The organism is Candidatus Methylolitoribacter marinus (assembly GCF_051853155.1).
Taxonomy (GTDB): Bacteria; Pseudomonadota; Gammaproteobacteria; order Burkholderiales; family Methylophilaceae; genus BACL14.
In genome coordinates, this window is sequence record NZ_CP124221.1 from 40,284 (window position 1) to 52,553 (window position 12,270).

At 34.8% G+C, this 12,270-nt stretch carries 15 protein-coding genes and 1 riboswitch; of the genes, 13 read left to right on the forward strand and 2 right to left on the reverse strand.

The genetic code is table 11. From position 1 onward, the window contains the following. Positions 1-21 precede the first annotated feature (21 nt). Positions 22-114, reverse strand: a riboswitch (TPP riboswitch). Between the two features lie 102 nt (positions 115-216). Genes QFA95_RS00180 through QFA95_RS00190 form a run of 3 tightly spaced genes read left to right on the forward strand, consistent with a single transcriptional unit; the run spans position 217 to position 2,778 of the window. Beyond that, positions 217-870, forward strand: a complete 654-nt coding sequence (locus QFA95_RS00180) for a protein-L-isoaspartate O-methyltransferase family protein (RefSeq protein WP_486462834.1) — start codon at positions 217-219, stop codon at positions 868-870. 23 nt (positions 871-893) lie between these two features. Continuing rightward, positions 894-2,234 (forward strand): TolC family outer membrane protein, encoded by a 1,341-nt coding sequence (locus QFA95_RS00185; protein ID WP_486462835.1) that lies wholly within the window; start codon positions 894-896, stop codon positions 2,232-2,234. After that, on the forward strand, positions 2,224-2,778 hold the full coding sequence (locus tag QFA95_RS00190) for an isochorismatase family protein (RefSeq protein WP_486462836.1): 555 nt from the start codon (positions 2,224-2,226) through the stop codon (positions 2,776-2,778). Before QFA95_RS00185 ends, QFA95_RS00190 begins: the two co-directional genes overlap by 11 nt. Here the strand turns inward: QFA95_RS00190 and QFA95_RS00195 are convergent. Next, a complete protein-coding gene (locus QFA95_RS00195; RefSeq protein ID WP_486462837.1) occupies positions 2,762-4,015 on the reverse strand; it encodes a 3-deoxy-D-manno-octulosonic acid transferase in 1,254 nt (417 codons plus the stop codon). The two genes, QFA95_RS00190 and QFA95_RS00195, sit on opposite strands and share 17 nt — an antisense overlap. A 229-nt stretch (positions 4,016-4,244) precedes the next feature. Here QFA95_RS00195 and QFA95_RS00200 point away from each other — a divergent pair, with 229 nt between their 5' ends. From QFA95_RS00200 to mltA, 10 genes are all read left to right on the forward strand, one after another. Beyond that, entirely contained in the window at positions 4,245-6,404 is a 2,160-nt protein-coding gene (locus QFA95_RS00200) for an adenosylcobalamin-dependent ribonucleoside-diphosphate reductase (RefSeq protein WP_486463429.1), read from the forward strand. A gap of 10 nt (positions 6,405-6,414) precedes the next feature. After that, a complete protein-coding gene (locus QFA95_RS00205) occupies positions 6,415-7,077 on the forward strand; it encodes a TSCPD domain-containing protein (RefSeq protein ID WP_486462838.1) in 663 nt (220 codons plus the stop codon). Between the two features lie 58 nt (positions 7,078-7,135). Next, a complete protein-coding gene (locus QFA95_RS00210; RefSeq protein ID WP_486462839.1) occupies positions 7,136-8,122 on the forward strand; it encodes a trypsin-like peptidase domain-containing protein in 987 nt (328 codons plus the stop codon). Positions 8,123-8,132: 10 nt separating this feature from the next. After that, entirely contained in the window at positions 8,133-8,483 is a 351-nt protein-coding gene (locus QFA95_RS00215; RefSeq protein WP_486462840.1) for a hypothetical protein, read from the forward strand. A gap of 69 nt (positions 8,484-8,552) precedes the next feature. Next, complete coding sequence (locus QFA95_RS00220; RefSeq protein WP_486462841.1) at positions 8,553-8,753, forward strand: hypothetical protein; 201 nt, start codon at positions 8,553-8,555, stop codon at positions 8,751-8,753. Between the two features lie 9 nt (positions 8,754-8,762). Continuing rightward, positions 8,763-9,503: a dienelactone hydrolase family protein gene (locus QFA95_RS00225; RefSeq protein WP_486462842.1), complete on the forward strand. Its 741-nt coding sequence runs from the start codon at positions 8,763-8,765 to the stop codon at positions 9,501-9,503. Positions 9,504-9,515: 12 nt separating this feature from the next. After that, the gene (gene thiS / locus QFA95_RS00230) at positions 9,516-9,716 is read left to right on the forward strand and encodes a sulfur carrier protein ThiS (RefSeq protein ID WP_486462843.1); all 201 of its coding nucleotides are present in this window, start codon (positions 9,516-9,518) and stop codon (positions 9,714-9,716) included. Beyond that, on the forward strand, positions 9,709-10,500 hold the full coding sequence (locus QFA95_RS00235; RefSeq protein ID WP_486463430.1) for a thiazole synthase: 792 nt from the start codon (positions 9,709-9,711) through the stop codon (positions 10,498-10,500). The genes thiS and QFA95_RS00235 overlap by 8 nt, the downstream gene beginning before the upstream one ends. Before the next feature lies 1 nt (position 10,501). Further along, entirely contained in the window at positions 10,502-10,882 is a 381-nt protein-coding gene (gene apaG / locus QFA95_RS00240; protein ID WP_486462844.1) for a Co2+/Mg2+ efflux protein ApaG, read from the forward strand. After that, the gene (gene mltA / locus QFA95_RS00245) at positions 10,879-12,108 is read left to right on the forward strand and encodes a murein transglycosylase A (protein ID WP_486462845.1); all 1,230 of its coding nucleotides are present in this window, start codon (positions 10,879-10,881) and stop codon (positions 12,106-12,108) included. The genes apaG and mltA overlap by 4 nt, the downstream gene beginning before the upstream one ends. Before the next feature lie 26 nt (positions 12,109-12,134). Here the strand turns inward: mltA and pqqA are convergent, their stop codons facing one another. Next, on the reverse strand, positions 12,135-12,206 hold the full coding sequence (pqqA, locus tag QFA95_RS00250) for a pyrroloquinoline quinone precursor peptide PqqA (RefSeq protein ID WP_083780858.1): 72 nt from the start codon (positions 12,204-12,206) through the stop codon (positions 12,135-12,137). Between the last annotated feature and the right edge of the window lie 64 nt (positions 12,207-12,270).

The window sequence follows — 12,270 nt, forward strand, 5'->3', positions numbered from 1 at the left end:
TCTCCTTAAGTTGAAAAGTAAGGAGTGCATCTTTTGCATTCCCTACGTCGGTATTATCCGAATCAGGTTCCAAGGGTGTTTCTCACAATATAAAATTGACCCCTAGCAAATATTTATCCATTGTACATAAATTATGAATTTAGGTTAATGTCTTCATTCATATGGATCAATAATTTGGGATATAATTCAAGTATTCTTCTTTATAGTATTCATAAAATGCATCTCGAAAAAAGTAAATTTAATATGATTGAGCAGCAGATAAGAACATGGAATGTTCTTGACGAGTCTGTTCTTGATTTATTTAGAAAATACGATCGAAAACTTTTTGTACCTAAAAAATATCAAGGTTTAGCTTTTGCTGATTTAGAAATTCCTATAAATGCTCACGCCTCAATGTTAGCTCCAAAAGTTGAAGCAAAAATAATAGATTCACTTGATTTAAATAAAAAAATGAAAGCCTTGCATGTGGGGACCGGCAGTGGTTTTTTTACAGCTTTATTGGCAAGCCATGTTAGTGAGTTATACACAGTTGATATTGACTCTGAATTTATTGACCATGCTCAAAAAGTGCTTAAAAAAAATAAATTACATAATGTTAAGTATATTGTAAGCAATGGTTTTAATGGATATTACCAAGAAGCTCCATATGATCTAATTGTATTTACTGCCTCTCATGTGAAAGAGCCCCCAGGATTGAGAGAGCAACTTAAAGTCGGTGGACAGCTCTTTATTTTTGAAGGCGATCAATCACTGCAGTATGCAAAAGTCATCCAAAGACTGTCTGATTCTGAATATGGCATACACACAATGTTTGAGGCTGTAATCCCTCAGCTTATTGAATCATGGGAGCCAAACAAATTTTTATTTTAAGGCTAAATAATTTATTCACTCTTTTGCTACTCTTTTTTTATTTCAGTCATGCAAGTGCTGAAGATAAAGATCTTTTCGAGTTATATCTTCAAGCTTTACAAAACGACCCTGTGTTATCTTCTGAAAAATTTCAAAATGAAGCGGTTAAAGAATTAATTAATCAAGGTCGATCACTTTTTCTTCCAACTGTAACAGCCTCAATGAATTATGATGATCGTAATCAAGAAAGAAAATTTTTAAATACAGATACAGCACTTGGTAACAGTTTATTTACTAGGGGTACAAAAGCTGATTATGATGCATACGGATATAATGTTGTAATCCGTCAACCTCTTTTTAATTATTCTGCCTATTCAAGTTATAAGCAAATTCTTGCCCAGACAAGTTTAGCTGATAAAAAATATCATTTAGTTCAGCAAGATTTAATGATGAAGGTATCCGAGCTTTATTTTGAATCACTACTAGCAAAAGATAAAGTTGATCTAATTCAAACCCAAAGGCGAGCGATTCAAGAGCAACTCCGAGAGGCTGAAATTAAATTTGAGGCAGGTCTCATCTCTATTACTGATATTAATGAAGCTAAAACCAAAAAAGACTTAATGGAAGTAGATTTGTTAAATGCCGTCAAAGAATTAAAAATTAAAAAAAGAGAGATTGAAGCAATTACTGGGGAATTGCCAGGCACCCTAAAACCTTTAATGAATTTAATTTCATTTGAAAAAATGGATAATCTCCCTGAGGAATGGGTCGATATAGCAATGCAAAATAGTGTGGCTATTTTAATTAAAGATGCTGAGGTTGAAGTTGCCAGAAAAGAAATCGATGTACGTAAAGGGGATCAGTATCCAACAATAGATGCCCTTGCTTCTAGAAGAAGAACCTGGGATAAAGACGGTTACGCTTTTGGATTGAGAAATTATTCAGATACGATTGGTGTAGAAATAAATATCCCTATTTTTTCAGGAGGTTTTACATCATCAAGAATTAAAGAGGCAGAATTATTAAAAGAAAAGTCAATTCAAGAAGCCGAGGCATTAAAAAGGCAAGTTGAATTGCAGGTGAGAGAAGCATATTTAAATCTTCAAACCAATCTTTCTGCAATCGATGCTTATCAGCAAGCATTAAAATCATCTGAGCTACAATTAAAATCTACACAAGTGGGATTTAGAGAAGGTTTAAGAAATAGTGTTGAGGTATTAAATGCTCAGCAAATGTTATTTTCAGCAAAGTATGATTTACTATCTTCTAGGTATAATTATTTAAAGAATCTGTTAAACTTGAAACACACAGTTGGCACTTTATCCATCAAAGATTTAGAAGAAATTAACAAATACTTAACGGTTAGTCAGGAAGATGAAAGCTGAAATACAGAGAAGTCAATTAGTCATTATTGATATGCAAGATAAGCTTGCAGGCGCAATGCCAAAAGAAGTGGTCAATAAAATTATTCAACGTTGTGAGCTTATTGCTACTTTGGCAAAAATTGAAGAAATCCCAGTTGTAGTGACCGAACAGTATCCCCAAGGGCTTGGTAAAACTCTTTCGAGCATGATTCCCTTTTTAACGCATGCAAGCTTTATTGAAAAAACTGCTTTCTCATGTGTGGATGATCCTAAGTTTAATGCAAAATTGATAGAAACTAGGGATCAAATTATTTTGGCAGGAATGGAGGCACATATATGTATCCTTCAAACGGCTCTTGATTTGATTGATCAAAGTAAGAAGGTATATATTTTAGAGGATGCAATAGTATCAAGAAATATTCTCAATAAACAAAATGCAATTTTCAGACTACGTGATGCAGGATGTATCCTAACCAATGTTGAATCAATTGTTTTCGAATGGTTAAAAAATTCTGATAATTCAAGTTTTAAAACAATTGCGCCGTTGATTAAAAATATCTGCTAATTAGCTGGATAACTTTCTCTTCATCTTTTTTATTTTTTGCCAGAAATCTTTCTAAATTCTTTTCAAATATTTTTTCATTTTTGTTTTTAAAAAAATTGGTGATTTCACTTGCGATTGTATTTGAAGTAATTTGCTTGATCACCTTTGCAGCTATTCCATTTTGAATAATCGATAAAAAATTATAAATTGATGGTCCAACTAAACATGGAGTTTTTAATAACAGAGCTTCTATTGGACTTTGTGAGCCAAAATTTTTAAAACTCCCACCTATTAAGACTAGATCGCTTACAGAAATATATTTATACATTTCCCCCATTGTATTTCCAAGGACGATGGTATTAGATTGATTTGACTTGTTAGGATGGCTGGCTAAATTACAAGCGTATCCATTTTTTAAAATTAATGATTCTACTTCCGAGAAACGTTGTGGGTGCCTTGGAATAATCATAAATATAAAATCATCAAAGTTATGTAACAATTTTATTTGATTTAAAAAAAGATCTTCTTCGCCCTTTCTGGAACTAATTAAAGAAACAACTCTTTTAGAATTTATCTGCAATTGTTTTTTAAATTTATTTTTATCAGATGGTTGTAAAGTTTTAATGGGCTGATTAAATTTTAGGTTGTTACAAATTTGAATTTTGTTATCAGTAATTAATTGAAAATTTTTTTTATCATGCTCTGACTGCGCAATGATCAAATCAAATGAATCTAGGGTATGGCTAATAAACTGTTTGATTTGTTGATATTTAACTACAGATCTATCTGATAATCTTGCATTGATCAATAAGGATGGGATATGTCTTAATTTTAGTTCTCTAGTTATCCCTGGCCAAATTTCTGTTTCTAAAAAAATCGCCACTTTCGGTTTGAAATAATTTAAAAAAAGTTTGTTTAAAAACCAACTATCAAAACATAGGTAGGCACGAGATATTCTGTCTGACTCATAAATTTCAACATCTCTTCCGGTAGGGGTGGAATGAGTAATTAAAAAATACTTATTTTTAAATTTTGGAACTAAATGAGATAGCAAGCTATCGATAGCTTTAGTTTCACCTACAGAGACACAATGAAACCAAATAAGATCTTTGTTTTTTAAATTTTTAAGATTGTATACACCATATCGTTCAGCTAAATATTTTAAATAATCAGGTTGTTTTATGCCTCGGTAAATAAATTTCAATGGTGACAAAATAACAAGTACGTGAATTATTATTTGATATAGAAAGAATTTCATAATTAGTGTTATTTTACCTCTAAAAAAAAATTTCATCCTGAAGTCTTTGATTTATATGCTTTTTATTATTTTGCACTAATTATGAGCAATTTTATGTATTGACCAACCACAATTAGATGATAAAATTTAAAACATAGACCACAACATATTGTGGTTTTAAATGATTTCAAGAATTGCTACAATTTTCTTAAATATCATACTATTTTGTAATAAATTTCAGGGGAAATTCATGTTAGAGGCCGTTCATTCAGATAAATCCGACCAAGGTGAGGTCGCAACAAAAGTAGAAATGCAGTCAGTTTCTGTTGATATTTGGGATAAAAAATATCGACTGAAAAAGAAAGACGGAAATTTTGTTGATGAAACGATTCAAGATACCTATGAACGAGTTGCAGAAGCGTTGGCTGATGTAGAGCCCTCTAATAAGAAAGAATGGAAAGAAAATTTCTTATGGGCTTTACAGCATGGTGCAATTCCAGCAGGAAGAATTACATCTAATGCTGGTGCGAAAGAGCATAAACCAGCGACAAGTACAATTAATTGCACCGTTTCGGGAGCAGTTCAGGACAGCATGACCGATATCTTAGATAAAGTTCATGAAGCAGGATTAACTTTAAAAGCAGGTTGCGGCATTGGCTACGAATTCTCTACTTTGAGACCAAAAGGAGCATTTGTGGCAGGAGCTGGCGCATACACCAGTGGACCACTTTCATTTATGGATATATATGATCGCATGTGTTTTACAGTGTCCAGTGCGGGTGGTCGTCGTGGTGCTCAAATGGCGACATTTGATATTGCTCATCCTGATGTGACTGATTTTATTAAAGCGAAAAGAGAGGACGGCAGACTTCGCCAGTTTAATCTATCCTGTTTGATTACTAAAGAATTTATGGAGGCTGTTAAATCAGACTCAGATTGGAAATTAGCTTTTCCTGTGACTGACAAAGAAGCAAAACAAGATAACCTGGACCTCAAAGACTCAGAAAATATAGTTTGGCGTGACTGGCCGGTCAAAGAGAAGTACGTAGTTAAAGAGTCAGGTAAGGATGCTGGTAAGGTTGCATGCAAGGTTTATTCAACGATTAAAGCAAAAAGATTATGGGATGTCATTATGGCATCAACTTATGATTATGCAGAGCCTGGTTTTATTTTGATTGATCGAGTTAATGAAATGAATAACAACTGGTTTTGTGAAAATATTCGTGCCACAAACCCTTGTGGAGAACAGCCTCTTCCAGAATATGGAGCCTGTCTGTTGGGATCAGTAAACCTCACGATGTTTGTAAAAAATCCATTTACGGACAATGTCTATTTTGATTGGGATGAGTATAAGAAGGTCGTTAGAATTTTTACTAGAATGCTTGATAATGTTGTTGAAATTAATGGCCTCCCTCTTGGCAAGCAGCGTGATGAAATCACTAAGAAAAGAAGACACGGGATGGGTTATCTTGGTCTTGGCTCAACATTAACCATGATGAAAATAAAATATGGTGACCCAGAATCAATTAAATTTACCGAAGAGGTAACTCGTTCGCTTGCTGAAGAAGGCTGGAGAGTAGGTATTGAGTTGGCGAAAGAAAAAGGTTCTGCGCCTATTATGGAAGAATTATTTGAAATAACCGAACAAATGCTTCAAATGAGACCAGAAATGAAAGCTGATGGAATCAAAGTTGGAGACAAAGTTGCAGGTAAAGTATTAATGGGAAAATACAGTAAATACATGCAACAATTTTCAGAGGAGTTAAGAAACGAGATAGCTGAAAATGGGGTCCGATTTAGTCACCATAGCTCCATTGCCCCTACGGGGACCATTTCTTTATCATTAGCAAATAACGCAAGCAACGGTATTGAACCTTCATTTGCCCATCATTACAGTAGAAACGTAATCAGAGAAGGTAAAAAAACTAAGGAAAAAGTAGATGTTTTTTCATTTGAATTATTAGCCTACAGATCAATGGTCAATGACAAAGCTATGCCTTTTTCTGAAAAAGAAGATGAGGCGTTACCTGATTATTTTATTGATTCATCTACAATTAAAACAAAAAATCATGTGGATATTCAAGCAGCTGCACAAAAATGGATTGATAGTTCTATTTCAAAAACTATTAATGTTCCAACAGATTACGACTTTGAAGACTTTAAAGAGATTTATATGTATGCCTATGAAAAGGGTTTAAAAGGTTGTACGACATTTAGATTTAATCCTGAGGCCTTTCAGGGTGTCCTGGTGACTGAAAAAGATTTAGAAAATACGAAGTATCAATTTAAGTTGGATGACGGATCCACAGTCGAGTTAAAAGGTAACGAAGAAGTTGAATACGATGGCGAAAAACACACCGCTGCTAACTTGTATGATGCATTAAAAGAGGGATATTACGGAAAGTTCTAGGGAAAAAAATATGGTAAAGAAGATTGAAAAAAAGATTGTTGGTTATTCTGTATTAAATGATAAAAATGATGCCCCTAAGGCTGAGGTTCTTCAAATAGGTGAGCCGCTTGAGAGACCTGAACATATTCGTGGGACTACTTATAAAGTAAAAACGCCAGTCACTGAGCATGCTTTATATATCACGATTAATGACGTGGTGATGAATGAAGGTACAGATCAAGAGCACGCAAGACCATTTGAAATATTTATTAATTCAAAAAATATGGATCATTTCCAATGGATCGTAGGTTTAACTAGAGTGATGTCTGCCGTTTTTCGTAAAGGTGGCGACGTAACTTTCTTACTTGAAGAATTACAAAGCGTGTTTGATCCAAATGGCGGATATTACAAAAAAGGTGGCAAGTACGTTCCAAGTTTGGTTGCGGAGATCGGAGAAGTATTAGAAAAACATTTGATTGATATAGGCATGTTGAAAACAAAAGAGCTTGATGAGCATCAAAAAAAATTGGTCGAAGAAAAAAAAAGAGAGTACTTAGATAAAAATCAAGACCAGCTTGATGAGTCAGGATTTCCTAAGGATAGTCAATTATGCGCAAAATGTAACACCAAAGCTGCCATTTTCATGGATGGATGTTTAACATGTTTAAACTGCGGCGAAAGTAAATGCGGTTAATCATGAACTAACTGCATCGTATCTTATCTGAATATTAATAAATCATGATTAAGATACGATGCATAAATTATTAGTAATTCTTTTTTTAGTTCCAACAATTAGTTACTCAGCTGGACTCACTCAAGAGCTGACTTTGCAGTTAAATCGATCCATAGTGAAAGTTCACTCTGCTAATCAGGCTGGAAATCATGGTGTTGGCTCCGGTGTTGTTATAGCGAAAGATCATGTTGTCACGAACTGCCACGTCATTGCAAACTCAACAGGGATTCATGTAACAAAATATGGAACTAGTCATCCCCCTGAAAAGTTAATCGCTGATTGGGAACATGATATTTGTATTCTTACTTTTAAATACCTCAATCTAGAGCCTGTTACATTAGGGTCTAGTTCTGATGTTGATTATGGTACAAATGTAATCGCTAAAAGTTATGGAGGCAATGCAACCAGGCCAGTAACATCCATTGGCAAAGTCAGAGATATTTTTGATTTAAAAGGAAAAAAAGTAATTCAGTCTTCAACATGGTTTTCGCTTGGAGCGAGCGGCGGAGGTTTGTTCGATGAAACAGGGAGGTTGCTTGGCATTACAACGTTTAAAACCCCAGGGCGCGGTGCCTTGTATTACTCCATTCCAATAGAGGTAGTTGAAGATCTGATGAAAAAAGGTGAGCGTATTGAAGTAACAACACCAGCACAGATTCCTTTTTGGGATGAACCTCCAGCAAATCTGCCCTATTTCATGAAAATTGTTAAGCCTTTATTTGATGAAGATTGGAATGAGTTGAAAAATGTTACCAGCGAATGGATTAAAGAGACAAATGCATTTGAGGCTAAATACTATCTAGCCAGGAGCTTATACCATCTTAATCAAATTGAGGAAGCGAAAACCGAACTCGTTCAAGTCCTAGCTAAAAAAGAGAATCATTCCATGGCTCATCAATTACTATCAAAAATATATGCAGATGAAGGAAATTTGGTAAAATCTAACTACCATTCAAAAATCTTCATGGAATTAGATAGTGAAATTCAAGAATTTAGTAAAAATTAGTTTATTGTTTGTGGCTTTAAATTTTCAAGCTTGTTCATACGTGAATACAGAAAAAATCGGCCGGGTCTTATCAACAGATTATTATGAGCTTGATACCACTCCAAAGGATTCAACGTTATATCTATGTGAAGAAAACAAAGAATTTTATTTAAGAGAGATTCCTGGTGTCGATGAAAAAAATGATAAGTGGCTTATCTTAAAAAATATGGAGTATCGACTCAATTATATAGATGATGCGACTTATCAAAACGATATGCTGATACTGAAGTTTTCTAATAGTGAAGCCAGTGTTAAAACATTAACAGAACAAGACAATAACGACCTTGTTTTTACAAATTGTAACCCTGTTCGAAGCAAATAGCATGCTTGATAACATACATAACATAGAGTAACTTATAGTTATATTATTAAACTTCATGAGGTGCTTATTATGGATAATAAATACGGTCTTGGAAGTTCAAAAGTAGCGACAGAAATTCACAAAAAAAATAAAAATAATGAATGTAAATTTTGTAATAACAAAGGCTTAAAATATTGCCCAACGATGGAAGATCATCAATGCGAATCCTGCAATAGATGGCAAAATGATCTTCCAGAAAATTATGCAACAGGAAGAAGTGCTGACTATTAAGGAAAGAAAATGCTAATAAAATCCCATCACATTGATATTGATTCTCCTACCGGAAAGATGAGAACATATGTCCATCAGCCTCAGCAAAAAGCTAAGTTTCCAACCATTTTATTTTATTCTGAAATATTTCAACAAACCGGTCCTATCTTACGCGCTGCACAAATAGTGGCAAGTCATGGATATAACGTTCTTGTGCCAGAAGTATTTCATGAGTTAAATCCAATTGGAACAGTGTTGGGATACGATGATGCAGGAAGAGATAAAGGAAATGCGGATAAGGCAAATAAAGATGTGGAGTCATATGATAGTGATAACGATGCACTCATTCATTGGGCAAAAGAACAAGATTGGCATAACGGTAATTTTGGTGCAATGGGGTTTTGCATTGGTGGCCATCTAGCTTTTCGCGCAGCGCTGAATAAAAATATAAAGGCTACTGCATGTTTTTATGCTACAGACCTTCATACAACTATAATTCCTAATAAGCCTGGTCAACACAGCATGGAGAGGTTAGATGATATCTCGGGTGAGCTGTTGATGATTTGGGGCAAACAAGATACTCATGTATCAACAGAAGCTTTGTCAGAAATTAGACAAAAATTATTATCAACAGATATAACATTTGAATGGCACGAATTCAATGCCCAGCATGCTTTTATGAGAGATGAAGGTGATCGTTATGATGCCGAGTTAGCTTCAATTTGTTATGAGATGTCATTTAGATTTTTTGCAAGAAACTTTAGTGCATAGCGAATCAAGATTATGAAGATTTGGGTTAATGGTGAATTAAAAATTTTTGAAGAAAATTTAACTGTATACAACCTAGTCGAAGAAATTGGTGTTTTGAATAAAAAATTTGCAGTTGAGTGCAATGGTGAGATTATCCCAAAAAGCAATCTTCAAGACACACTAGTCAAAGAAGGAGATAAGTTTGAAATTGTCGGAGCAGTTGGTGGTGGATAGTTCATCAGATAAATTTATAGTTGGTTCAAGAAAATTTAATTCTAGACTCTTGGTGGGCACTGGAAAGTATAAGGACTTCAAAGAAACCAAAGATGCCATTAGTGAATCTGGAGCTGAAATTGTTACCGTTGCTATTAGAAGAACTAACATAGGTCAAAACTTAGATGAACCCAGCCTAATTGATTTCATCCCACCTTCAGACTTTACTTACCTCCCAAATACAGCCGGATGTTTTAATGCTGAAGACTCTATCAGAACACTGCGGTTAGCTCGTGAATTATTAGACGGTCATAATTTGGTGAAGCTTGAGGTATTAGGAGATAAAGAAACTTTGTACCCAAATGTGATTGAAACGATTGAAGCAGCAAAGGTCCTTGTTAAAGATGGTTTTGAGGTAATGGTTTATACATCAGATGACCCCATTGTTGCTAAAATGCTGGAGGATATTGGCTGTGTTGCGATTATGCCTCTAGCATCCTTAATAGGCTCGGGAATGGGTATTTTGAATCCGTGGAATCTTGAAATCATCATAAAGAATTCATCGGTACCAGTTATTGTCGATGCTGGGGTCGGGACAGCATCCGATGCTTCAATTGCGATGGAACTTGGTTGCGATGGCGTATTGATGAATACGGCGATTGCTGAGGCAAAAAATCCTATCATGATGGCTAGAGCTATGAGAAAAGCTATTGAGGCAGGTAGAGAAGCTTATCTTGCCGGCAGGATGAATAAAAAGTTATATCAGGCAGATCCTAGCTCACCACTTTCTGGATTGATCAAATAAAATGAATGACCTGAGTAAAAAAATTGCAATCAGTGTGCTGACTGAATATATGCCTTCACATTCATCCGACGAAGAAGGAAAATATTTTTTTGCTTATTCAGTGACAATCAAAAATGAATCTGATATCAATGTTCAATTAGTTTCTCGGCATTGGAAGATAGCCAATTCTAATGGCAATATCAAAACAGTAGACGGGATCGGTGTCATTGGCGAACAACCAATCATTTATCCTGGAGATAATTTTACTTATACCAGCGCGACTGAAATAGATACACCTAAAGGAGAAATGTTTGGTACCTACTCTATGGAAACCGAGTTTGGGGATAGGTTTGATGCAGAGATACCAAAGTTTGATTTGATTATGCCGAGGAGTCTGCATTGACTAAATTTATTCTTCCATTCATGTTTTTTATAGTTATTGGCTGTGTGCCTAATCAAATAGAAAAAACTGATTGCCAATGTGAAGAAAAAGTAGAAAATAAAAAGGCTGAAGAATGCAATATTATTGAGGTAAAAGAAAAATCTGACGATGTTGTTGTCCCATTTAGTCAGCTTAAGCAATCTGAATGGTATGAGATAGATTTTATTTTAAAGAGTGATAATGTAAAAGCCTCTTGGCCGGCATGGCAAAAAAGTTGTTCTACCCTTATTAATCAAAAACAATGGAAAAAAGTTTGCAGCATCTCTAACTTAATGGATGATCCATCCAATGAAGAGATTATTGATTTTTTTAAAACAAACTTTACTCTTTACAAGTCATGGAAAGATGATGGGACAGATCATGGATTAATCACAGGGTATTATCAACCTATTCTTAATGGCAGCAGGGAAAAAACAATAAAATACTCAACTCCGATCTATAAAACCCCAGAAGATTTAATTACTGTTGATTTATCTGAACTCTATCCAGAGATGAAATATAAGAGATTGAGAGGAAAAGTTGAAGGTAATAAACTCTTGCCTTATTTTTCAAGAGAACAAATTTCATCAAGTGATAATATTTTAAAAGGTAATGAATTATTCTGGGTTGATAATGCTGTCGAAGCATTTTTTCTAGAGATTCAAGGTTCAGGAATAATAAAACTGGAGGATGGAAGTGAGGTCCCCATCGGGTATGCTGACCAAAATGGCCACCCTTATCGATCAATGGGCAGAGCATTAATTAATGCTGGCGAGTTAACAAAAGATAATGCTTCTATGCAAGGAATAAAGTCATGGGCCAATAAGAATAAGAAAAAGCTAAAAAAATTCTTAGATAAAAATCCTAGTTTTGTATTTTTTAGAGAGCTTGATAGTGGTCTGGATGGACCCATTGGCGCTCAAGGAGTCCCAATTACTGCTGAGAGATCGATTGCCATTGATAGACGTTATGTTCCAATTGGGTCCCCCGTATTTCTTGCGACCACATTTCCAAATTCAAATGAATCACTGAATCGTTTAGTGATTGCACAAGACACAGGAGGAGCAATCAGAGGACCAATTCGGGCAGATTATTATTGGGGGTCAGGACCAGAAGCAGGTAAAAAAGCAGGTGGTATGAAGCAGCAAGGTAATATTTGGGTCATGTTACCCAAAGAGTTTAAGATCAATAAAAAAAAGGAGCAGTAAGCTCCTTTTTTATACCTAAACAATAATTACTTATTGCATACGTACATTGTTACTTCAAAACCGAAACGCATTTCAGTAGCAGCAGGTGTTGTCCACATAATGTAATCTCCTTTCAATTAGATTCTGTATAAACAGTACTATCACTTTACTGAAGAGACTCAC

What these genes read in the sequence shown, in the direction of transcription:
- apaG (WP_486462844.1), top strand. Translation starts at nt 10,502, where the DNA reads ATGAATGACCTGAGTAAAAAAATTGCAATCAGTGTGCTGACTGAATAT.
- QFA95_RS00195 (WP_486462837.1), bottom strand. Translation starts at nt 4,015, where the DNA reads ATGAAATTCTTTCTATATCAAATAATAATTCACGTACTTGTTATTTTG.
- QFA95_RS00210 (WP_486462839.1), top strand. Translation starts at nt 7,136, where the DNA reads ATGCATAAATTATTAGTAATTCTTTTTTTAGTTCCAACAATTAGTTAC.
- QFA95_RS00180 (WP_486462834.1), top strand. Translation starts at nt 217, where the DNA reads ATGCATCTCGAAAAAAGTAAATTTAATATGATTGAGCAGCAGATAAGA.
- QFA95_RS00220 (WP_486462841.1), top strand. Translation starts at nt 8,553, where the DNA reads ATGGATAATAAATACGGTCTTGGAAGTTCAAAAGTAGCGACAGAAATT.
- QFA95_RS00200 (WP_486463429.1), top strand. Translation starts at nt 4,245, where the DNA reads ATGTTAGAGGCCGTTCATTCAGATAAATCCGACCAAGGTGAGGTCGCA.
- thiS (WP_486462843.1), top strand. Translation starts at nt 9,516, where the DNA reads ATGAAGATTTGGGTTAATGGTGAATTAAAAATTTTTGAAGAAAATTTA.
- QFA95_RS00190 (WP_486462836.1), top strand. Translation starts at nt 2,224, where the DNA reads ATGAAAGCTGAAATACAGAGAAGTCAATTAGTCATTATTGATATGCAA.
- QFA95_RS00205 (WP_486462838.1), top strand. Translation starts at nt 6,415, where the DNA reads ATGGTAAAGAAGATTGAAAAAAAGATTGTTGGTTATTCTGTATTAAAT.
- QFA95_RS00225 (WP_486462842.1), top strand. Translation starts at nt 8,763, where the DNA reads ATGCTAATAAAATCCCATCACATTGATATTGATTCTCCTACCGGAAAG.